Below are 21,172 nucleotides of genomic sequence, written 5' to 3'. Positions count from 1 at the left end.
GGGCAAAGGTATGCCAAAGTGTTCATAAGCCGGGATTCCGGTTAAAAACTTTCACCTGACACTGTGCGCCTATCCGCGGTTATCCAGTAATTTATACCTAATTTTGTGACCTCTAAAAAGTCAATCCGGATTGCTATGAAAACTGCGCAATTTGCTTCCCGCCACCTGGGCATTCGCCCCGGCGACCTGCCGGCCATGACAGGGCGGATCGGGGTGGAAAACCTCGAACAACTCATCTATGAAACCCTGCCGGACGGCATTCGCCTGAAAGGGCCCATGCAACTGGACCCGCCCATGGCCGAACATGAATTCCTGCAGCACATACACGAACTGGGACGGGAGAACGACCTGATGAAATCTTATATCGGTCTCGGATACCATCCTACGATTACGCCCTCCGTTATCAAGCGCAACATCCTGGAGAATCCCGGATGGTATACGGCCTATACCCCTTACCAGGCGGAAATCGCCCAGGGGCGCCTGGAAGCCCTGCTCAATTTTCAGACCGTCGTCAGCGACCTCACAGGCATGGAACTGGCCAACGCCTCCCTCCTGGACGAAAGCACGGCAGCGGCAGAAGCCATGGCCATGATCTTTGAACTGCGAAGCAGGGAACAAAAGAAAACCGGGTGTGTCAAATTTTTTGTCTCTGAGGGTGTGCTCCCGCAAACGCTTGCCCTGCTGGAAACCCGGTCGGCGCCCCTGGGGATTGAACTCGTCCCGGGCGCTCCCGAAACGGCCCGCCTCGACGGGGACTTCTTTGGCGCCCTCCTCCAATACCCCGCAGCCGACGGCTCCGTAGGCGAATTCGGGGATTTTGTGGCGCAGGCCCACAGCCTGGATATCAAAGTAGCAGTTGCAGCAGACCTGATGAGTCTCTGCCTGTTGGTACCCCCGGGGGAATTCGGGGCCGATGTGGTGGTTGGCAGTACGCAGCGCTTTGGCATACCGATGGGGTATGGCGGGCCGCACGCAGCCTTTTTTGCCACCCGGGAGGCCTATAAGCGGCAAATCCCGGGGCGGATCATCGGCCTGAGCAAGGATGTGGACGGTAAACCGGCCCTGCGGATGGCCCTACAGACCCGGGAACAACATATCAAACGGGACAAGGCCACTTCGAATATTTGTACCGCCCAGGTATTGCTGGCCGTGATGGCAGGCGCCTATGCGGTATACCACGGGCCGGACGGCTTGCGGAGGATTGCAGGCAACATCCACGCAGCGGCGGCATCCCTTGCCGAAGGCCTGGAAAAAATGGGCGTATCCCTCCGGCATTCCAGCTTTTTCGATACGGTGACCGCGGAGGTGCCCGCCGGGGCCGTCCGGAAGGAAGCGGAAGCAGCCGGTATCAACCTGAATTACTTCGGGGATGGCGTATCCGTCTCCCTGAACGAAACCACCGGGCCCTGGGATATCGCGGACATCCTGGAAGTTTTTGCCCGCGCCCTGGGCACGGACAGTCCGGGCTGCACCGACTTCTCCGCGGAATCCCGAATCCCGGCAGGACTCCGCAGGGCCACTGACTTTCTCGGGCAGGATGTCTTCAATCGCTACCACTCGGAAACCGAGATGATGCGCTACCTGAAAAAACTCGAGCGAAAAGACCTGGCGCTGAACCATTCGATGATCTCGCTGGGATCCTGTACGATGAAACTGAATGCCGCCACCCAGATGCTGCCGCTGAGCATGGCGGAATGGGGCAACCTCCACCCGTTTGTGCCGGTAAGCCAGGCAACAGGGTACCAGAAGATGCTCAGAAAACTCGAGGCCTACCTAACCGAAATCACGGGTTTTGCGGCCACTTCCCTCCAGCCGAATTCCGGCGCCCAGGGCGAATACGCGGGGTTGATGGTCATCCGGGCCTACCACGAGTCCCGGGGAGAAGGCCACCGCAATGTCTGCCTGATCCCGGCTTCGGCCCACGGGACCAACCCGGCTTCGGCCGTGATGGCGGGCATGAAGGTGGTGGTAACCAAAACCGACGACAAGGGGAATATCGACGTGGCCGACCTGGAGGAGAAAGTAGCCGCCCACAGCGATTCCCTGGCCGCACTGATGGTGACTTACCCGTCCACGCACGGGGTCTTCGAATCCTCCATCCGGCAGGTAACCCAGCTCATCCACGATAACGGGGGCCAGGTCTATATGGACGGCGCCAACATGAACGCCCAGGTAGGCCTCACCAACCCGGCCACCATCGGGGCCGACGTCTGCCACCTGAACCTCCACAAGACCTTTGCCATCCCCCACGGCGGGGGCGGCCCGGGGGTGGGCCCCATCTGCGTGGCACCCCAGCTGGCGGAATTCCTGCCGAAAAACCCGCTCGTGGAAACGGGCGGCAAACACGGCATCCCGGCCATTTCGGCAGCCCCCTGGGGGAGCGCCCTGGTCTGCCTGATTTCCTATGCCTATATCCGGATGCTCGGTGCGGAGGGCCTGACGCAGGCCACCAAAATCGCCATCCTGAACGCCAATTATATCAAGGAGCGCCTGCGGGAAGCCTATCCCATCCTGTATACCGGGGAACTCGGGCGGGCTGCCCACGAAATGATCATCGATTGCCGTCCGTTTAAAAAAATGGGAATCGAGGTTACAGATATCGCCAAGCGCCTGATCGATTACGGCTTTCATTCGCCGACGGTCTCTTTCCCGGTAGCCGGGACCATGATGATCGAACCCACGGAGAGCGAAAGCCTGGAAGAACTCGACCGCTTTTGCGATGCGCTCCTGTCCATCCGCCGGGAAATTGATCTTTCCGGGGAGCAGCCCAACCCGATCCTGAAAAACGCCCCCCATACCGCGGACATGGTTACCGCCGATACCTGGGATTACCCGTATAGCCGGGCCGAGGCGGCCTTTCCCCTGCCCCATGTGCGGGAGAATAAATTCTGGCCCAGCGTCCGGCGCGTGGACGACGCCTTTGGCGACCGCAACCTGATGTGTACCTGCGCCCCGCTCGAGGCGTATGCCGAAACTGTCGAATAGCCATGTACACCCATTATCCCGAAAAACGCTACAGACTCACCCTGGAATTCCTCCGGAAGCATATCCGTCCGGAAGAGACCATCCTGGATCTGGGGGTGGATAACCCCTTTGCGGAGATTATGCGGGAGCATGGATATACCGTCAGCAATACGCAGGGAGAGGACCTGGACGAAGACCTGGAAGCCATCAAAAACACCGGGGCCGGGGTAGTCACTGCCTTTGAGATCCTCGAGCACCTGGTGGCCCCCTATAACGTCCTGCGGGCCATACCGGGCGACAAACTCCTGGCCAGCGTCCCGCTCAGGCTGTGGTTTGCCAGTGCGTACCGCTCCAAAACCGATGACCGCGACCGGCATTTCCACGAATTCGAAGCCTGGCAGTTTGACTGGTTGCTCGAAAAATCCGGGTGGGTTATCAAGGACCGGCTCCAGTGGGCCCACCCGGTTCAAAAAATCGGCTTCCGGCCACTGTTGAGGCGTTTTACCCCCAGGTATTACCTGGTTTATGCGGAACGCCCCGGCCTGTCGCCCACCGACGGCAATTAACCCTCCGGAATTTGGCAACTGAAAACAGCAAACGGCTCGTAATTATCATGCCCGCCCACAACGAGGGGAAGTACCTGCGCGCCTGTTTGGAATCGTTCGCCAGCCAGGAGCGGCAGCCGGACGAGCTGCTCATCGTAGATGACAACAGCACGGACCGCACCGCCCAAATCGCCGGGGAGTTTGCCCGGGCACACGACTGGATCCGATTGGCCGGCCGGACTTCCGGTTCGGGCCACCAACCGGGGCCCAAAGTTGTGGAGTGTTTTGAGTACGGGCTCAGCCAGACCGAACAACCCTACGATTTCATCGGGAAATTCGACGCGGATATCCTCCTTCCCCCCGACTACTTCCGAAAAGTCCTGGAAGCCTTTGAAGCGCATCCGGGCCTGGGCCTCTGCGGGGGCCACCTCTATGTGGAACGAAACGGAAAAACCGTCTATGAGCCCATCGCCGGGCCCGGGCATGTCCGCGGCCCCGTGAAACTCTACAGTAAAGCCTGTTTCCGGACCATTGGCGGGCTGCGGCCTTCCATTGGGTGGGATATGGCCGACGCCCTGTTGGCCCGCTACCACGGGTTTGGCGTCCGCACGCTGCCGGAGTTGAAGGTGATCCATATGCGGCCTACCGGCTTTGCCTATTCAGCCAGAAATGCCAGGCTGCAGGGACAGGCGCTCTATCAGCTCCGCTACGGGGTTGGCATCAGCCTGCTCTCTTCGTTGAAAATGGCCTGGAAACGTCGGAATCCACTCCTCCCTTTCCAGCACCTCTCCGGGTACCTCCGCGCGTTCTTTTCGGGTTCCGGGAGGTTACTGACCCGTCAGGAAGGGGCATTTGCCCGCAACTGGCGCTGGCGGGAAATTCGCCGGAAGCTATCGTAGGATTTCCACAATAGGTTCCCCCGTGGTGCCATTTGGAAATGCAATCCCCAACATGGCCGCCAACGTTGGCGCGATATCCGGGATTTCCGTCCTGCGGAACGACTGGCCGGGCCGCACGCCGTGCCCATAGAAAATCAGCGGGATATGCGTATCGTAATTGTGCACTGTGCCGTGGGTAGATCCCGTCCGGGAATACTCGGCAAAGCCCGGGTCATAAACCAGCAACAAGTCTCCGGAGCGTTTCTGGTTGTACCCCTGTTGCAGGATGGCCGGAATTCCGTCCTGGTATGTTGAACCCTGCATCTGGGTGGCCGTATAGACCCGGTTGATCCCGTCGTATCCCAGGAGCTCCCCGGCCATCTGCGCCTGTACCTGGGCGGGTTCCAATTCCAGGTTGCGGAGCACATCGTGGTCCAGGAATATCTGGGAATTCGAAGTGGCGCGGACAATGTCCGTGGTGCCGTAGGTGTATTGCAGGAATTCCCCGAAACGCCGGTGCATTTCACCGGAGTCGGGATATCCCGCACGCACCCGCTGGTCGGCCAGGAAGGCCGGTACCTGCACCGCCCCGTGGTCGGCGGTCAGAAATACCGTATACTCCCCTTCGCCCACCTTTTTATCCAGGGCATCCAGCATCCGTTCCAGGTCCTGGTCGAGCCGGATATAGGTGTCCTGGACTTCCTTGGAATCCACGCCGAATTTATGGCCCACGTAGTCGGTACTCGAAAAGCTGATGGCTAAAAAGTCGGTGATCAGGTCGTCCCCGAGCCCTTCCGCCTCCAGGGCAGCCAGGGCAAAATCCAGGGTGAGGCTGTTGCCGAAGGGCGTTACCCGCAGGAGGCCGAATTGCCCGTTGTCCTCCCAGAGAGCCGGCAGGTCGTAGGGGAAAACCGGGGCCGCCTGCCCGTTAAACGCACTTTCGTACACCACGTTGTCCAGGCCGCTCTCGGCATAGGTGTTCAGGGGTTTGGCCGGTTCCCAAATCCGCTTATACTTTTCAGCGGCGTCCGACGCATTGAAGGCGCGGACCCATTCCGGCAGCGTTTCCATATAATACGAGCTGCTGATCCAGTTACCTGCAGCCCCCCCTTCAAACCAATAGGCCGCGTTCGCGGTAAAGCCGCCCGGCAGGGCAGCGCCCCGGTCTTTCAGGGCAACGGCTATCACCTTGGATCGCATTTGATGGTGGAGCCTCAGCTGGTCGGTAATGGTGGTTACCATCAGGCGGTGGGGAGACATCTTCCCGGCGTCACTGGTGGTCCCCACGGATTCCACCTGGTCGTCCCCGGCGCAGTAGACATTTTCCCCGGTCACTTTGTCGAACCAGCTATTGCCGATAATCCCATGGACCGCGGGGGTCGTACCCGTATATACAGAGGCATGGCCGGGGCCCGTGCTGGTAGGGGCATAGTTGAAATGGTGGTTCCGGCAGAGGAAGCCATCGCCGGCCAGCCGCCTGAAACCGCCTTCCCCGTAGTGGTTCCAGAACCGGGACAGGTAATCGAAGCGCATCTGGTCTACCACGATGCCGACAATGAGTTTCGGGGGGCGCTCAAACACCTCGGCCCGGGAATCCCCGCGTCGTTCCCGGATAGAGACCTGGGCGGTGAGGAGTACAATGGGGGCCAGCAGGGCGATTGTCGTCAGCCAGTGCCTTATGATCGGATTTCGCGTCATGGGAGTTGATTTTGGTATCAAAAATAGGGATTCGTCCTGTTTATCCCCCGGAACTGGATTTAAATCAATGTGAATATTGTTATTTTTACGAACCTAAGCCCGGCGCGACCTATGAACTACCTGGCATCTATAGGGAGTTACGCAATCATGATTGTCGAAACTTTCAAAAAGCCCACCAAGTGGCCAATCATGCGATCCCTGATCCTCAAGGAAATCGATGAACTGATCTACGGGTCCATGGGCATCATCATCTTTATTTCCTTCTTTATCGGGGGGGTTGTAGCGATACAGACCGCTTTGAATATCAGCAACCCGTTGATACCCAAGAACCTGATTGGTTTTGCCACCCGCCAATCGGTGATCCTGGAGTTCGCCCCCACATTCACCTCCATTATCATGGCCGGAAAAGTGGGCTCGTATATTACCTCGAGCATCGGCACCATGCGGGTAACGGAACAGATCGACGCCCTCGAAGTCATGGGGGTCAATGCGCTTAATTACCTGGTATTCCCGAAGATCATCGCCATGTTGCTCTACCCGTTTGTGGTGGCAATTGCCATGTATGTGGGAATTCTGGGGGGTTGGATAGCCGGGGTGTTCGGCGGTTTCAGTTCGAGTGCCGACTTTATCGAGGGCCTGCAACTGGATTTCATCCCGTTCCACGTGATGTATTCGTTTATCAAATCGGTGGTGTTTGCCTTTATCATTGCCACGGTCCCTTCCTACCACGGCTTCTATATGAAGGGGGGCGCCCTGGAAGTCGGCAAGGCCTCCACGGTCTCCTTTGTGTGGACCAGCGTGGTGATCATCGTCATGAATTATATCCTAACACAATTGCTGCTCGGCTGATGATAGAAGTAGAAAACCTGCGAAAGTCGTTCGGCGACACCGAAGTCCTCAAGGGAATCTCCACCACCTTCGAGAAGGGGAAGACCAACCTGATTATCGGCCAAAGCGGCTCGGGGAAAACCGTATTCATGAAGTGCCTCCTCGGCTTGCTAACCCCGACGGCGGGCAATATCCTGTACGAGGGCAAGGCCTATTCGGAAATGACGCGGGAGGTCCGTCGGGACCTGCGGCAGGAAATGGGGATGGTCTTCCAGGGCAGCGCCCTTTTCGACTCCATGACAGTGGAGGGGAATGTGATGTTCCCCCTGGATATGTTTACCAAACAGTCCCGGGCGGAAATGCAGGAGCGGGTGGATTTCGTGCTCCATCGGGTGAACCTGGTGGATGCCCACAAAAAGTACCCTGCGGAAATTTCCGGGGGAATGCAGAAACGCGTCGCCATCGCCCGCGCCATCGTCATGAACCCGAAGTACCTGTTTTGCGACGAGCCGAATTCCGGACTCGACCCGAAAACGGCCATGCTTATCGACAACCTGATCCAGGAAATCACCGAGGAATACAACATCACCACGGTGATCAATACCCACGACATGAATTCCGTCATGGAAATCGGGGAAAAAATCATCTTTTTGAAAAACGGGATCAAAGAATGGGAAGGGACCAAAAAGGAAATCTTCCGCACGGACAATGAGGCCGTCACCAATTTTGTCTATTCCTCGGAACTCTTCAAGAAGGTGCGCCAGATGTATCTGGAGGGTAAAAACTAATACGCCCCGGACCGCACAGCCACAGCTGGCACAGCCACAGCCGCAACCAACCTGACCACAACTACCAAAACCCGGGTCTCAGCTCCCGGCCTCCCGCACCTGGATCTTCTGGTTTTTCAGCCGCGTCCGGAGCCAGTTGGAAAGGCGCCTCTGGTCTTCCTGCCGCACCGCCTGCGGAATATCTTCCCGCCACCGGGCCTCAAAAAGCGGGATGGTATCCGTCTTGTTGAAATCGGTTTGCAGCGTATAGGCAAACCCCAACCCGACGAGGTTTTCGTAACTGGCCCGGGCCTCGGCGGATATCTCCCCGAAGGGCACCATGCCGTCGGCCAGGCTCCGCATACTGGTGAGCTCCTCCTCGAGCAGCCGGATGCGTTCATCCTTGTTCAGTAGTTCCGCCTTTTTGGCTTCATAGAGCTCGTTGACATAGCGGAATTTTTCCTCCCCGTCGTCACGTCCGCCCTGGACAATCTTGAGTTCCGCATCGGCGAGTTTTGCGTAGCTGTTCTTCCGGGCACGCCAGGTCTGTATCACATTTTCCGGGATCACGTCATCCCCCATGCAAACCAGCTCAATCACCGAAGTACCGTCTTCCCGGTATTCAATCTGGGTGAGGTTTTCCATATAGCGCCCATTGCCCGGGAACTGGTAGATGCCAATGGTCTCGCTGATAAATTCCCGGGCCTGCCCGCGGAACCGAGACTCCTGGAACACCTTGTAGAAGGTATACCCCGCCGGCACCATGACCAGGATCGCAATCAGGGAGGCCATCCGGGCAATAAAGCGGCGCTTCTTTGAATTGGCGTAGCGCACCATGGGGAACCGGAGGATCTTCAGGATCAGGAAGGTGGCCAACGCGATAAATATCGTGTTGATCGTAAAGAGGTACATGGCCCCTGCCGCGTAGTCCCAGTTGCCGATGGCCAGGCCAAACCCTACGGTACACAAGGGCGGCATCAGCGCTGTGGCGATGGCGACCCCGAAGATCACGCTCGCAATGGTCCCTTTCTTGGCCCGGGCAATCACCAGGGCCAGACCGCCGAAGAACGCGATGAGTACATCCCGGATATCCGGCTCGGTCCGCGCGAGCAACTCGGACGACTCGTCCCGGAGCGGGAAGAATTCAAAAAACAGGTAAGCCGTCAACACGCTGAGCACGACCATGACGGCAAAATTCTTCAGGGAACGCCGGAGCGTATCGATATCGTTGATCGCAAGGGACATCCCGATGCCGAGGATGGGGCCCATCAGCGGGGAAATAAGCATCGCCCCGATTACCACGGCGGTGGAATTTGCATTCAGGCCCACCGATGCGATAAAAATGGAACACACCAGGATCCAGGCGGTGTGCCCCTTAAAGGAAATATCCGCCACGATCGCCTCCCTGGCAGCGTCCTGGTCGGTGTTCCGCCGGATGTTGAGCAATTCGGTCAGGAACTTGCGGACGCTGCCCACCAGCCCCTGAAAATCTTTCTTAACCTCCTCCCCGCTGTCCGGGTCCTGGGTGGGGGAAATGTGATCCTGGTTTAAATTTTCCTTCATGAATGCTAGATATATTCATCGCCGAAGGTGTCTCCCACTTCGGCAACCCATTGTTTAATTTCCTGCTCCCGGTCCCTGGGGATAATCATCAGTACTTCCGGTTTATCGATAACGATATAATCCTTCAACCCTTCCAGCACGGCCACCTTCTCCCCGGGCAGGCGGACCATATTGCCCGAACTGTCCCGGGAAAGCACCCGTCCCTGTGCCACCGCATTATCCTGCCGGTCCTTTTCCATTTTATCGTAAAGCGAGCCCCAGGTCCCCAAATCGTTCCAGTCGAAACTCGCCGGCAACACTTTTACGGAATCCGAGCGCTCCATAATGGCGTAGTCGATGGAAATATTTTCCGCCGTCGGGTAATAGCGTTCGATAAATTCTGATTCCCCCTCCGTATTGAAGCTTTCCAACCCCTTTTCAAACAACTCAAAAAGCCCCGGTTGGTAGTGCCTGAAAGCTTCCAGGATCCCTTTTGCACTCCAGGCAAATATCCCGGCGTTCCACAGGAAGTTGCCCTGCTGCAGGAACCCTTTTGCCGTTTGGTAATCCGGTTTCTCCCGAAACTGCACCACGTCCCGCAGCTCCCTGGGGGCATTCCCCCCGGCATCGAATTCGATATAGCCAAAACCGGTATTTGGAAAAGTGGGCTGAATACCCAGGGTACACAGCGTCTGGTGGTCAGCACACTGAGAAAAGCAAGCGGTTACGTCCCGTTCAAATGCCGCTTCGTCCTCAATCCAGTGGTCGCTGGGCGCCACAAGCATCAGGGCCTCCGGGTTCATTTTACGGATTTTCATGGCGGCGTACAGGATACAGGGCGCCGTGTTCCTCATGGCGGGCTCCCCGATGATCTGCTCCGGGGAGAGTCCGGGCAATTGCTCCAATACCAGGTCGTTGTATCGGGTGTTGGTCAGAATCAATATTTGCTCTTCCGGGATAAACCTGGCAAGTCGGGAAAACGTCCGTTGCAGGAGGGATTGCCCGGTACCCAGCATATCGTGGAATTGTTTGGGGAATTGCCGGGTACTTACCGGCCAGAACCGGGAGCCGACGCCCCCGGCCATCAGTACGGCGTAATAGTTGGATGAGTTCATTCAGGCTTCGCTTACTAATTCAACTTCTGCATGCGGCTGGAAAAGATACAATTTTCCGGTGGCAACCTCCATGCAACGGTATCGCTTAATTTGTCTCGGCCCCTTGCGAAATACCTTGCCGTTATAGAGGCGGAAAACGGCCCCTTCCGGCAATTGGTAAACATATTGTTGCTCTTCCGCATCCGGGTCGTAGGATTTCAGGGCCAGGGCCAGGGCGGAATCCGTACTGCTGCTGGCCTTCGGGTTTTTAAAGTGACGGGCGAGATACGGCAGGAGGCGTTCCGGGAAGATATCCGGCCGCAGGAACGGCAGCATCAGGTCCCGGAAGGTGGCCTTCCACTCAGACCCATGGGGTTTGATCTGCCTGCCGAAGCGTTCAAAGGCAATTAAATGGGCAATCTCGTGGATAAGGGTCAACAGGAACCGATAGGGATTTTGGGAAGCGTTTACGGTGATCTGGTGTCCCCCCCCTGGCAGCGGCCGGTAGTCGCCGTGGCGCGTGTGCCTCCTGCTGACGATTTTCAGGTGCACCCCGTTGGTGCGGATCAGGGCCAGACACGGTGCCACGCTTCGTTCCGGCAGGTATCGCTTCAACACGTCGTCCATGGCTACAAATGTAGTATTTTAATGGGGCAGCAGGCAGGCTATAAAAATTTTCCGTATTACCGGCCAACCCATCCGGTATTCCCGTATCTTATGGATATGAAAAAGCTGATACTATTGTTGCCTGTAGCCCTGCTGCTCCTGGCTTGCCAGAATGACCGGGACGATCGGGTAACGCCCAACCAACTGGAAGGCACCTGGTTGCTCACCGAGGTCTTATTCGACCCGGGGGACGGCAGCGGAGAATTTGAACCGAGCGACGCCGGCTTCCAAATCACCCTCAATTCGGATAATTCCTTCGAAGCCAATTTCCACGTCTGCCGGGTCTTCGAAGAAGGAGAACGCCTCACGGGTTCCTTCACGCGCATTGCCGTAAGTGAAATCCTGATTGCCTGTAGTGAGAGTGTTGTCAACGGCATTCAGGGCCGGTTGGAAGAGGGAAACCTGATCTTTTACTATCCGTGTATCGAGCCCTGCGTGTATAAATTCATCAAAGTAGCCGACCCTACGGGGTAGTCTTGCTGACCTGGAGCACCTTCCCGTTGTAGTAATGATGGCCCGTCAGGGCAAAATCCCCGATATACTTCGCCATTTCGGCGGCAGATACCGGAGCCTGGTATCCGGGAAAAGCCGCTTCGAGCATCTCGGTCTGGACGGCACCCAGGGCCAGGGCATTGAAGGCGGGCCCGGTTTCTTTGTACTCCTCGGCCAACAACTCGGTGAGGGTTATCACCGCACCCTTGCTGGAACTGTAGGCTGCCAGGCCGGGAAATTTTGCACTGCCCTGTATCCCCCCCATGGAACTGATCGCCAGCACGTGCCCGGAGGGCTCCAGCACCGGCAGCAGGGACCGGGTAAGTGCCGCTACGCCAAAAACATTAACCCGGTATACCATTTCGAAATCGGCGGTACCGGTTTGCCCGAATGGCTTGTTGACCAGACTGCCCGCATTGTGGACCAGGATGTCCGCACGGGTCCAGTTTTCCCCAATCCAGTCGCGCACCCGGTCGCAGGCCTTTTCATCCGTGATATCAAAGGGAAGTGCCGTAACCCCCGGCAATCCGAGGTCCAGCACCGGGGCCTCATTGCGGGATAGCGCAAGGACCTGGTGCCCTTGGCCGGCCCAGTACTTTACGAGTTCATACCCGATCCCGCGACTTGTTCCGGTTACTGCGATTCGGGCCATGGATACATTTTCAGGGTTGCGGGAGGAGAGTCGGCAATACCTTTTACCACGGGGATCAAATCGTTCAGCAACTCTGCCATATGGCCAAAGTCCATGCCCGACGGCTCATCGCCCGGAAGGTGGTAATAATCAAAGTTCGTAAAGTCAAATGTGGAGAAGGTATGGGCCGGCACCTGGAATTCCTGATAGAACGGCAGGTTATCCGACCGCTGGAACAAATTGAACTCCTGGGCCTGGGGCAACAACCCCACCAATTTGGAGCCGGCCAGCTCGTTGGCCACCTCTGCCAGGTTACTCCTTTCATACCCGGTGAGGTAGACCCGGTAGTCCTTCCCGGCCATGGGGACGCCGGTCATTTCAAAGTTGAGCATGGCGTATAAATCGGCGCCCTGTGCCTTAAGCCTTTTCGCCAGGTGGGCGCTTCCCATCAGGCCGCGTTCCTCCGCGGAGAAAAAAGCAAAAACCAGGCTGCGCGCCGGCGGTTTACAGCGGGCAAAAAATCGGGCCAGCTCCAACACCATGGCCGTACCCGTGGCATTGTCGTTTGCCCCGTTGGCAATGCTGTCCCCTTCCCGGGGGGCTACCCGGCCAATATGGTCGTAATGGGCCCCGATCAGCACATATTCCCCGGAAAGCCCGGGTTCCGAGCCCTGCAAATAGCCTACAATATTGTATCCGGTGTCTTCGATGTTCGTCAGGGTGTCCCGGTAGGCGTCAAAATAAGGCTGGATTCCAAAATCTTTGAGCCTGCCCTCCAGGTAAGTGGCCGCCTGTTCCAACCCTTCGGATCCGGTATCCCGCCCCCCCAGGGCATCCGAAGCAAGGAATCCCACAATACGTTGCATGGCAACGGAATCGCTGAATTCGCGGTAGTTTTCCGGCCCGCATGCCACTTTCCGTCCGGCTCCGCAGGAAGCCAGCGCCAGCAGCAGGAGTACGGCAAGCGCCCCGGCCAGCAGCTGTTGGCCGTTCGCCGGAATTCGCGGGCATTCCATTTAGGCCAGCATCGTTACGGGATGCTCCAGGTAAGCCCGCAGGGTTTGCAGGAATTGCGCCCCTGTGGCGCCGTCCACCGTGCGGTGGTCGCAGGCCAGGGTGATGGTCATCGTATGGCCGACGACGATCTGGCCGTCCCGGACCACCGGTTTCTCCACAATGGCCCCTACAGACAGGATCGCCGAGTTGGGCTGGTTGATGATGGATGTAAATTCCCGGATACCAAACATCCCCAGGTTGGAGACGGTAAAGGTACTCCCCTCCATCTCCGCAGGGGTGAGTTTCTTGTTGCGCGCGCGGCCGGCGAGGTCCTTCACGGATGCCCCGATGGCGGTCAGGCTCATCTGGTCGGTGAATTTCAGGACGGGCACCACCAGTCCTTCTTCAACCGCTACTGCAACTCCGATATGCACGTGGCCGTTGTACTTTGTGGTATCCCCGTTCCAGGTGGTGTTGACCTGGGGGTGTTTCCGCAGTGCCATCGCACAGGCCTTGACGACCATATCGTTAAAGGACACCTTGGTGTCCGGCAATTCGTTGATCCGCGCCCGGGAAGCCATGGCCTGGCTCATATCCACCTCGATGGTCAGGTAGTAGTGGGGGGCGGTAAATTTCGATTCGCTCAGGCGTTTGGCAATGACCTTGCGCATCTGTGAGTTCTTGACCTCTTCCACAGATTCCTCCCCGGCAGGGGCCATGGAGGCCGCAGATGCGGGAACGGCCTGCTCGGCAGGAGCCTTTGCGGCGCCTTCCCCCACACTTGCCGCCGGTTTGGCAGACGGGGTGTAATTCTCAATATCCCGCTTGACGATCCGCCCGTTGTCGCCGGTGCCTTCCACGTCACTCAGGTCGATACCCTTTTCCTCTGCCATTTTCCTGGCCAGGGGCGAAATGAAGATCCGACCGTCACCAGACGATGACCCGCCGGACCTGGCTTCTTCCCTGCCCGCAGCCGCACCGTCGGTGGATGCTGCCTTTTCCTCGGAGCTTTCCTTTTTGGCCTCAGCCCCTTTCTCTTCCGTGGCAGCCGGTTTGCCGGATCCGCTACCGGCAGACAATACAGCCTCAACATCCGTTCCCTCGGGTCCGATCACCGCAAGTACGGCATCTACCGGGGCGGATTCGCCTTCTTCAATCCCGATATGCAACAGGGTCCCGGAATAGAAGGACTCGAATTCCATGGTGGCCTTATCCGTTTCGATTTCGGCCAGGATATCTCCTTCTTCCACCGCGTCCCCTTTCTTCTTGATCCAGGAGGCAACCGTGCCTTCTTCCATCGTATCGCTCAGGCGGGGCATGCGGATTATTTCCACACCCTCGGGGACCTCGGCCTGCCCTCCGGCATCATCCCCGGAGGCAGTTTCTGCATCCTCCGAGCCATCCCCGGTTGCAGCCTCCTCCGCGACAGTTTCTTTTGTGTCCTCGCCGGCGCCGGCATCACCCGAACCTGCGCCGTCGATCAGGCCCGATATGTCTTCGCCTTCTTCCCCGACTATAGCCAGGAGGGCATCCACCGGAGCGCCGTCCCCTTCTTCTATCCCGATATGGAGCAGCGTACCCTCATAGAACGATTCGAATTCCATGGTCGCTTTGTCCGTTTCGATTTCCGCAAGGATGTCGCCTTCTTCGATCTTATCTCCAACCTGTTTCAGCCATTTCGCCACGGTTCCTTCCTCCATGGTATCGCTGAGTCGGGGCATTTTTATGATTTCTGCCATCTGCTGAATCTTATAATTTGTGGGCCAGGAACGGGTAGTCTTCCTGTTCGTATACCGTATCGTAAAGTTGTTCCACCGGCGGGAAATCGGATTCTTCCGCAAATTTCTCGCACTCCTTCACCCGCTGCTTCACCCGTTTGTCGATTTCCGAAATTTCCTCGTCCGTGGCATAGCGCTTGTCTTTGATCACATCGAGTACCTGGGTAATCGGGTCGATTTTCTTGTATTCCTCCACTTCTTCCTTGGTCCGGTAATGCTGGGCATCGGACATGGAATGCCCCCGATAGCGGTAGGTTTTCATTTCCAGGAAGGTGGGTCCGCCGCCGGTACGCGCGCGGTCCACGGCCTTGTAAACTTCTTCCGCTACGGTAACCGGGTCCATACCGTCTACCGGGCCGCAGGGCATTTCATACCCCAGCCCGAGTTTCCAGATCTCCGTGGAATGGGCCGTCCGTGCTACAGAGGTCCCCATGGCATAGCCATTGTTTTCACAGATAAAAACTACCGGTAGTTGCCAGAGCATGGCCAGGTTGAACGTTTCGTGCAGGCTTCCCTGGCGAACCGCCCCGTCCCCCATGTAACAAAGGGTCACGGCGTCCCGCTCAAAATACTTATCGGCAAAGGCGAGCCCGGCCCCCAGCGGGATCTGCCCGCCCACGATGCCGTGTCCGCCATAGAAACGGTGTTCTTTTGAGAAGATGTGCATGGATCCCCCCATGCCCTTGGAGGTGCCGGTGACCTTCCCGTACAACTCGGCCATGACGCGTTTCGGATCGACACCCAGGCCAATGGGCTGTACGTGGTTCCTGTAAGCCGTAATCATCCGGTCTTTTTCCAGGTCCATGGCGTGGAGGGAACCGGCAAGCACCGCTTCCTGTCCATTGTAAAGGTGCAGAAACCCGCGGACCTTTTGTTGTATATATACTGCGGCCAGCTTGTCCTCAAACTTCCGCCAGAACAGCATATCCTCATACCACTTCAGATATACTTCCTTGGTAACTTTTTTCATCCAGATTGGTTTTATCTCGCTTCCCGGTGCTTCGGAAATCCCGGCATGCCGTCGATTCCCCCGGGGTAGGGAAGCAAAAATACATATTAAATCATTCATGAAAAAATGGGAATCCCGATTGCGTATAACCGGGTTCCGGATGGGGTCAGGAGAGGAATTCCGGGTCGAATCCCAGGGGTAGCAAAGCGCGGATGGACGGGCATTCGTAGACGGCTCCTCCCCCGGCCTGCAACAGGATTCGGATCGGGCCTTCCTGCCGGTGTTCGTACTCCAGCAGGGATTGCCTGCAATTCCCACAGGGCGCCGCGGGCTTGTGGAGGCTTCCCCCGGGGTTCCCCACATATACGGCCAGGGTCCGGACCGGGGTCCCCGGAAACCGGGCACCGGCCTGGAAAACGGCCACCCGCTCCGCGCAAAGCCCGGATGGATAAGAGGCATTCTCCTGATTGCTGCCGATAACCACCTCCCCGGTCGCCAATTCAATCGCCGCCCCAACGGGGAATTTGGAATACGGGGAATAGGAGCCCGAGGTCGCCTCCCGGGCAGCGGCCAGCAAAGCCCGGTCATCCCCGGAAAGTTCCGCGGGATCCGGGTAGATGTTCAGGTCAAAACCGATATGTTTTTTCTGCATGGGCAAAAGATACGGAATTGGACGGGCCGGACATAAAAAAACCTGCCCGTGGGGCAGGTTGGATTTTCGGTTTGGAACCGATCAGTCGTTATAGAATTCTTCCCCCAGGGCGAAGCTGAGCGAAAAGCGCAGCGTATTCTCCAGCGGGTTGCGAACCTGTGCCGTGGAAAACAGGTAGGACAGGTCAATCTGTACGTTGTTGTACCGGAAACCGGCTCCCAGGCTGAAGAACTTCCGGAAACCTTTTTCCTCCGATTCGTTGAAATAGCCCCCGCGCAGCATAAACTGGTCGCGGTATTTGTACTCGGCGCCGAGGGCCCAGGTCATTTCCTTGAGCTCTTCTCCGAAACCGTCCGGTGCATCCCCCAGGGAGGTGAATACCCCTTCGAAGAATCCAATACTCTGGTATTCCTGATTGTCGTCTGCATCCAGGTCCCCGTCCCCGTCAAAATCCTGGGGCGTCGGAACCAGGAGCTTGTTGATTTCCGCCGTAAGTGAAAGCTCGTTGTCGAAGTCGAAAATAAAATCGAAACCACCCCCGAGCCCGAGGTTGGTGGGCAGGAAGTTTTCCTGTCCTCCGTCGTCGTACTTGATCTTGCCCCCCAGGTTGGAAATATTGAACCCGGCGCGCCAGCGGCCGTCAAAACTGTCATAGGCCTTTTCAGGACCCCGGTAATACCCCGCCACATCCACCGCAAAGGTGCTTCCGGCCTGGACGGCATTGTCCAGCTGGGGGATTTCCAGGTTGGAGTTGATAAAGCGTCCGCCAACAGCCATGGCAAAGGTCTCGCTGAGTTTCAGCGAATAGGAACCGTCAATAGCCAGTTCGTTTGGTTTGACCGTGGTGCCGTTTTCCTGGAAGGTATTCCGCAATTCAATTTCCCCCAGGGTAAAATAGCGGATGGAAACGGCAAATGCGCTCCGGTCATTGATTTTGTTGTAGAAACTACCATTGAGAAGTGCAATATCGGTGATTATGCTCTCCAGGTAGGGCGTATAGCTGATGCCCACACCCATTTTCCGTTCTGCAAAGGCAAATTTGGCCGGATTCCATTGCTGGGAAAAAGCATCCGTGCTGGTGGCCACGCCCACATCGCCCATCCCCGACGCCCGGGCGTCGGAAGCGATGGTCAAAAATGGTACGGCTGTGGTGATGACGCGTTCCCCGTCCTGGGCCATGGATTTTACGCTGATTGCCAGGAGGAGCAATAGGCTGATTTTCTTCATTATACTGTTCATACGATTAGAATTCGCAAACTTGCTACTAAAATGTGTATAACTGAAATTTATACGATGTATTGTTCTAAAACGGGATATTCGACAAAATCGTGCCCCGGAATCGGTTTGCGGGCATCCCGAACTCCCCGGCGCACCCACACCCCGGCACCTCGCTCCGGGGCCTGCAATGTAGCGGTTCCCGCACAAACCAAAAAGTAAATTCAACAGCATACTAGAACCTCATTTTACCCGTTATCATTGGAAAGAGTGCAGGACCGCGGAGCCGTTGGCCACCCGGGCCGCAAATTTTAACAACTGGTAAAATATAATAGGGTTTTGCCCGTTGTATTAGCCGAGATATCAATTTTTACGAATTGTCAGCAACCATCCGGCCGCTTCGTTCGGCCAGATATGAACTTAAGTCCTAAATACAGATGAAACGAACACGAATCAGCGCACTACTGTCGGCAGCCGTTATCGCCGGTTCCCTGAGCTTGCAGAGTTGCAAGAACTCCGGAGGAGGGTCCAAGAATACTTCCCGGGCCACAGGCTGGAAGATCAACGCCAAGGAAGGCGGCTTCCAGTACAATACCGACTTCAAGGAGCAGGAAACCGCACCGGGCCTGGTCTTTGTGGAAGGGGGAACCTTCACCAAGGGGAAACTGCAGGACGATGTGATGCACGATTGGAACAACACGCCGACTACGCAGCACGTGCAGTCTTTCTATATGGACGAAACCGAGGTAACCAACGTCATGTACCTGGAATATCTCGATTACCTGAAAAGCGTATATCCGCCCGAAAACCCACAATACACAGCCATCTACGAGGGTGCCTTGCCGGACACGCTTGTCTGGAGGAACCGTCTGGGCTTCAATGAGACGATGACCAACAACTACCTGCGCCACCCCGCCTATGCGGAATACCCCGTGGTGGGGGTCAACTGGGTGCAGGCCGTCCAGTTTGCGGAATGGCGTACAGACCGGGTAAACGAAGCGATGCTCGAGCGGGAGGGCTACCTGGCCGAAGACGTGAAATACCGGGCAATGAACGGGGAAATCGGGGGTACCTTCTCCACCGAGGCCTACCTGAACCGACCGGGATCCGTGTACGGCGGACAAATCGATTCCCTCACCGGGAAAAATCAAAAGGATTCCGTACCGAGCTTTGCCAAGCGCAGCAGCGGAATCATCATGCCGGAATACCGCCTGCCTACGGAAACCGAATGGGAGTATGCCGCCCAGGCGCTCCAGGGTTCCCGGGAATACAACAATTACCGCGGGCGTAAAAAATATCCCTGGGATGGCGACTACACCCGGAACGGCCAGCGGGTCGGCCGGGGCGACCAGCTCGCCAACTTCAAGCAGGGCAAAGGGGACTACGGCGGGATTGCCGGTTGGTCTGACGATGGCGCCGATATCACGGCAGAAGTCAAGTCCTACAAACCCAACGACCTGGGTCTCTATGATATGGCCGGCAACGTAGCCGAGTGGGTAGCAGATGTCTACCGTCCGATCGTAGATGACGAGATTAGCGATTTCAACTATTTCCGGGGCAACATCTTTATGAAGGCCGCTATCGGCGAGGATGGCAAAGTCCAGGTACTGCGCGACAGCATCGTTTACGACACGCTGCCAACAGGCAAAGTGGTGGCTGTCAACCTTCCGGGGGAAGTGAAAATGGTACCTGTCGGCGAACAGGAGACCTACCTCCGCACCAACTTTTCCAAATCGGACAACCGGGGTTACCGGGACGGGGATCCGAGCTCCTCGCGTTTCGCCGATTTCTACGGGGAAGATGAGGAAAAGCCTGCCATGTACAATTCCCCGAAGCATAAAGTGGAAAGGGATGAAGATGGGGAACTCGTGCGCCAGTACGATGAGAGCAATTACCGGACAAGCCTGATCAACGACGAGGTTCGGGTGTACAAGGGAGGATCCTGGAGGGATCGCGCCTACTGGCTGGACCCGGCCCAGCGCCGCTACCTGCCCCAGTATATGGCCACCGACTATATCGGCTTCCGCTGTGCAATGTCGCGGGTGGGTTCGAAATCCAAAACCAAGAACAAAACCGTACGCGGCAAAAAAGTCCGCTAATAAACCGGAATACTTAAAAGCACTCCAAAAGCCCCGGCCAATCGCCGGGGCTTTTTATCTTTACCCCATGGATACGAAAAGCCTGTACGAGTTCTTCCTGAAACACCCGAAGGTCAGTACGGATAGCCGAACCATCCCGGAAAACGGCATTTTTTTTGCGCTGAAAGGACCCAATTTCAACGGGAATGAATTTGCGATAGAAGCCCTGTCCCGGGGAGCGGCCCTCGCAGTGGTAGACGAAGGGGACTTTCCCGACGAGCCCCGCTGCATCCGGGTGCCGGATGCACTCGCCGCCCTCCAACAACTGGCCATGCACCATCGCCTTCAATGCAAGGCCCGGATCATCGGGCTTACCGGGAGTAATGGAAAGACCACGACCAAGGAGTTGATAGCCGCCGTCCTGAGCAAGAAATATCGGACACTCGCTACCCGGGGAAACCTCAACAACCACATCGGCGTCCCCCTCACCCTGCTCCGGATCGCGCCGGAGACAGAATTGGCCATCGTTGAAATGGGGGCAAACCACCAGGGGGAAATCCGCCTGCTCAGTGAAATGGCACAACCCGATTTCGGATATATCACGAATTTCGGAAAAGCCCACCTGGAGGGATTCGGGGGGGTGGAAGGCGTCATCCGGGGAAAAAGCGAGCTCTATGAAAACCTGATGGAACGGGGCGCCACCATTTTTATGAACGCCGACGACCCGGTGCAGTTCGAAAAACTGGCAGGGTATGCAAATTGCGTGGGTTTTAGCACCCGAAACCCCGCCTATATGCAGATCAAAAACCTGACCGACGGGCCGGCTGTCCGATTGCAGGTAGATGACGTGGTGGTGCAGACCCAATTAACGGGGAGATATAACTTTTCGAATTGCGCAGTTTCTGCCTGTATCGGTAAACACTTTGGGGTACCTGCTGAAGCGATTGCCGAAGCCCTGGAATCATACATCCCGGCAAACAACCGGTCGCAATTGATCGAACGCGGCAACCTGCGCATTCTCCTGGACGCCTACAACGCAAATCCCACGAGCATGGCGGCAGCACTCGAAAACCTCGCCGAAATGGATAGCCCCCGGAAAATTGCCATCCTGGGGGACATGTTTGAACTGGGTGCGGAGGCGGCTGCGGAACACGAAGCCGTCGGGAGGTTCGCACTGTCCAAAAACCCGGAGAAACTCTATCTGGTGGGACAGCACTTTTACGATACTGCGCTGCCGGCCGCACGGTTTCCGGATTTTGCAGCCCTTTCCCGGGAATTAAAGGCCAACCCGTTAACCGGGCCGGCCACCGTCCTGATCAAAGGCTCCCGGGGCATGGCCCTGGAACGCGTTCTGGAGTTCCTCTGACCGCAGTTCTTAAAATTTTGTTAAACCGGTTGC

General features: G+C 57.0%; 18 protein-coding genes. 8 read left to right on the top strand and 10 right to left on the bottom strand.

Annotation, left to right across the window (positions count from 1 at the left end):
- The first annotated feature begins 135 nt into the window (after positions 1 to 135).
- The 3 genes from gcvP to RB2501_RS06270 are packed head-to-tail and all read left to right on the top strand — an operon-like array spanning position 136 to position 4,408.
- On the top strand, positions 136 to 2,985 hold the full coding sequence (gene gcvP, locus RB2501_RS06280) for an aminomethyl-transferring glycine dehydrogenase (RefSeq protein WP_015753924.1): 2,850 nt from the start codon (positions 136 to 138) through the stop codon (positions 2,983 to 2,985).
- Positions 2,986 to 2,987: 2 nt separating this feature from the next.
- Entirely contained in the window at positions 2,988 to 3,530 is a 543-nt protein-coding gene (locus RB2501_RS06275; RefSeq protein WP_015753923.1) for a class I SAM-dependent methyltransferase, read from the top strand.
- Positions 3,531 to 3,541: 11 nt separating this feature from the next.
- Complete coding sequence (locus RB2501_RS06270; RefSeq protein ID WP_148214300.1) at positions 3,542 to 4,408, top strand: glycosyltransferase; 867 nt, start codon at positions 3,542 to 3,544, stop codon at positions 4,406 to 4,408.
- Here RB2501_RS06270 and pafA read toward each other — a convergent pair.
- Entirely contained in the window at positions 4,400 to 6,085 is a 1,686-nt protein-coding gene (gene pafA, locus RB2501_RS06265; protein ID WP_015753921.1) for an alkaline phosphatase PafA, read from the bottom strand. The genes RB2501_RS06270 and pafA overlap by 9 nt on opposite strands.
- Positions 6,086 to 6,196: 111 nt before the next feature.
- Between pafA and RB2501_RS06260 the strand changes: the two genes are divergently transcribed.
- Together RB2501_RS06260 and RB2501_RS06255 are read left to right on the top strand one after the other, a co-directional pair.
- A complete protein-coding gene (locus RB2501_RS06260) occupies positions 6,197 to 6,934 on the top strand; it encodes an MlaE family ABC transporter permease (RefSeq protein ID WP_015753920.1) in 738 nt (245 codons plus the stop codon).
- A complete protein-coding gene (locus RB2501_RS06255; RefSeq protein ID WP_015753919.1) occupies positions 6,934 to 7,701 on the top strand; it encodes an ABC transporter ATP-binding protein in 768 nt (255 codons plus the stop codon). Before RB2501_RS06260 ends, RB2501_RS06255 begins: the two co-directional genes overlap by 1 nt.
- A gap of 78 nt (positions 7,702 to 7,779) precedes the next feature.
- Here the strand turns inward: RB2501_RS06255 and RB2501_RS06250 are convergent, their stop codons facing one another.
- Genes RB2501_RS06250 through RB2501_RS06240 form a run of 3 tightly spaced genes read right to left on the bottom strand, consistent with a single transcriptional unit; the run spans position 7,780 to position 10,943 of the window.
- Positions 7,780 to 9,243 (bottom strand): DUF389 domain-containing protein, encoded by a 1,464-nt coding sequence (locus RB2501_RS06250; RefSeq protein ID WP_015753918.1) that lies wholly within the window; start codon positions 9,241 to 9,243, stop codon positions 7,780 to 7,782.
- Between the two features lie 5 nt (positions 9,244 to 9,248).
- On the bottom strand, positions 9,249 to 10,337 hold the full coding sequence (locus tag RB2501_RS06245; RefSeq protein ID WP_015753917.1) for a mannose-1-phosphate guanylyltransferase: 1,089 nt from the start codon (positions 10,335 to 10,337) through the stop codon (positions 9,249 to 9,251).
- Positions 10,338 to 10,943, bottom strand: coding sequence for a SprT-like domain-containing protein (locus RB2501_RS06240; RefSeq protein ID WP_015753916.1), 606 nt, complete (start codon positions 10,941 to 10,943; stop codon positions 10,338 to 10,340).
- Positions 10,944 to 11,039: 96 nt separating this feature from the next.
- Between RB2501_RS06240 and RB2501_RS06235 the strand changes: the two genes are divergently transcribed.
- Positions 11,040 to 11,456, top strand: coding sequence for a hypothetical protein (locus RB2501_RS06235; protein ID WP_148214299.1), 417 nt, complete (start codon positions 11,040 to 11,042; stop codon positions 11,454 to 11,456).
- Here the strand turns inward: RB2501_RS06235 and RB2501_RS06230 are convergent.
- The 6 genes from RB2501_RS06230 to porV form a co-directional block, all read right to left on the bottom strand.
- Positions 11,446 to 12,126 (bottom strand): SDR family NAD(P)-dependent oxidoreductase, encoded by a 681-nt coding sequence (locus RB2501_RS06230; RefSeq protein WP_015753914.1) that lies wholly within the window; start codon positions 12,124 to 12,126, stop codon positions 11,446 to 11,448. The two genes, RB2501_RS06235 and RB2501_RS06230, sit on opposite strands and share 11 nt — an antisense overlap.
- A complete protein-coding gene (locus tag RB2501_RS06225; RefSeq protein ID WP_015753913.1) occupies positions 12,108 to 13,121 on the bottom strand; it encodes a M28 family metallopeptidase in 1,014 nt (337 codons plus the stop codon). The genes RB2501_RS06230 and RB2501_RS06225 overlap by 19 nt, the downstream gene beginning before the upstream one ends.
- Complete coding sequence (locus RB2501_RS06220; protein ID WP_015753912.1) at positions 13,122 to 14,840, bottom strand: pyruvate dehydrogenase complex dihydrolipoamide acetyltransferase; 1,719 nt, start codon at positions 14,838 to 14,840, stop codon at positions 13,122 to 13,124.
- A 10-nt stretch (positions 14,841 to 14,850) separates the two neighbouring features.
- The gene (gene pdhA / locus RB2501_RS06215) at positions 14,851 to 15,849 is read right to left on the bottom strand and encodes a pyruvate dehydrogenase (acetyl-transferring) E1 component subunit alpha (RefSeq protein ID WP_041327555.1); all 999 of its coding nucleotides are present in this window, start codon (positions 15,847 to 15,849) and stop codon (positions 14,851 to 14,853) included.
- Between the two features lie 145 nt (positions 15,850 to 15,994).
- Complete coding sequence (locus RB2501_RS06210; protein WP_015753910.1) at positions 15,995 to 16,480, bottom strand: cytidine deaminase; 486 nt, start codon at positions 16,478 to 16,480, stop codon at positions 15,995 to 15,997.
- Between the two features lie 81 nt (positions 16,481 to 16,561).
- Entirely contained in the window at positions 16,562 to 17,719 is a 1,158-nt protein-coding gene (gene porV / locus RB2501_RS06205; RefSeq protein ID WP_015753909.1) for a type IX secretion system outer membrane channel protein PorV, read from the bottom strand.
- A gap of 413 nt (positions 17,720 to 18,132) precedes the next feature.
- Between porV and gldJ the strand changes: the two genes are divergently transcribed.
- Both gldJ and RB2501_RS06195 read left to right on the top strand, forming a co-directional pair.
- The gene (gene gldJ / locus RB2501_RS06200; protein WP_015753908.1) at positions 18,133 to 19,794 is read left to right on the top strand and encodes a gliding motility lipoprotein GldJ; all 1,662 of its coding nucleotides are present in this window, start codon (positions 18,133 to 18,135) and stop codon (positions 19,792 to 19,794) included.
- 67 nt (positions 19,795 to 19,861) lie between these two features.
- Complete coding sequence (locus RB2501_RS06195; protein ID WP_015753907.1) at positions 19,862 to 21,139, top strand: UDP-N-acetylmuramoyl-tripeptide--D-alanyl-D-alanine ligase; 1,278 nt, start codon at positions 19,862 to 19,864, stop codon at positions 21,137 to 21,139.
- The last annotated feature ends 33 nt before the right edge of the window (positions 21,140 to 21,172 follow it).

The sequence above is a fragment of the Robiginitalea biformata HTCC2501 genome (assembly GCF_000024125.1).
GTDB lineage: Bacteria > Bacteroidota > Bacteroidia > Flavobacteriales > Flavobacteriaceae > Robiginitalea > Robiginitalea biformata.
Note: the sequence above shows the minus strand (reverse complement) of the source record. Positions and strands in the feature narration are given on the sequence as shown.

What these genes read in the sequence shown, in the direction of transcription:
- gcvP (WP_015753924.1), top strand. Translation starts at nt 136, where the DNA reads ATGAAAACTGCGCAATTTGCTTCCCGCCACCTGGGCATTCGCCCCGGC.
- RB2501_RS06275 (WP_015753923.1), top strand. Translation starts at nt 2,988, where the DNA reads ATGTACACCCATTATCCCGAAAAACGCTACAGACTCACCCTGGAATTC.
- pafA (WP_015753921.1), bottom strand. Translation starts at nt 6,085, where the DNA reads ATGACGCGAAATCCGATCATAAGGCACTGGCTGACGACAATCGCCCTG.
- RB2501_RS06260 (WP_015753920.1), top strand. Translation starts at nt 6,197, where the DNA reads ATGAACTACCTGGCATCTATAGGGAGTTACGCAATCATGATTGTCGAA.
- RB2501_RS06255 (WP_015753919.1), top strand. Translation starts at nt 6,934, where the DNA reads ATGATAGAAGTAGAAAACCTGCGAAAGTCGTTCGGCGACACCGAAGTC.
- RB2501_RS06250 (WP_015753918.1), bottom strand. Translation starts at nt 9,243, where the DNA reads ATGAAGGAAAATTTAAACCAGGATCACATTTCCCCCACCCAGGACCCG.
- RB2501_RS06245 (WP_015753917.1), bottom strand. Translation starts at nt 10,337, where the DNA reads ATGAACTCATCCAACTATTACGCCGTACTGATGGCCGGGGGCGTCGGC.
- RB2501_RS06240 (WP_015753916.1), bottom strand. Translation starts at nt 10,943, where the DNA reads ATGGACGACGTGTTGAAGCGATACCTGCCGGAACGAAGCGTGGCACCG.
- RB2501_RS06235 (WP_148214299.1), top strand. Translation starts at nt 11,040, where the DNA reads ATGAAAAAGCTGATACTATTGTTGCCTGTAGCCCTGCTGCTCCTGGCT.
- RB2501_RS06230 (WP_015753914.1), bottom strand. Translation starts at nt 12,126, where the DNA reads ATGGCCCGAATCGCAGTAACCGGAACAAGTCGCGGGATCGGGTATGAA.
- RB2501_RS06225 (WP_015753913.1), bottom strand. Translation starts at nt 13,121, where the DNA reads ATGGAATGCCCGCGAATTCCGGCGAACGGCCAACAGCTGCTGGCCGGG.
- RB2501_RS06220 (WP_015753912.1), bottom strand. Translation starts at nt 14,840, where the DNA reads ATGGCAGAAATCATAAAAATGCCCCGACTCAGCGATACCATGGAGGAA.
- pdhA (WP_041327555.1), bottom strand. Translation starts at nt 15,849, where the DNA reads ATGAAAAAAGTTACCAAGGAAGTATATCTGAAGTGGTATGAGGATATG.
- RB2501_RS06210 (WP_015753910.1), bottom strand. Translation starts at nt 16,480, where the DNA reads ATGCAGAAAAAACATATCGGTTTTGACCTGAACATCTACCCGGATCCC.
- porV (WP_015753909.1), bottom strand. Translation starts at nt 17,719, where the DNA reads ATGAACAGTATAATGAAGAAAATCAGCCTATTGCTCCTCCTGGCAATC.
- gldJ (WP_015753908.1), top strand. Translation starts at nt 18,133, where the DNA reads ATGAAACGAACACGAATCAGCGCACTACTGTCGGCAGCCGTTATCGCC.
- RB2501_RS06195 (WP_015753907.1), top strand. Translation starts at nt 19,862, where the DNA reads ATGGATACGAAAAGCCTGTACGAGTTCTTCCTGAAACACCCGAAGGTC.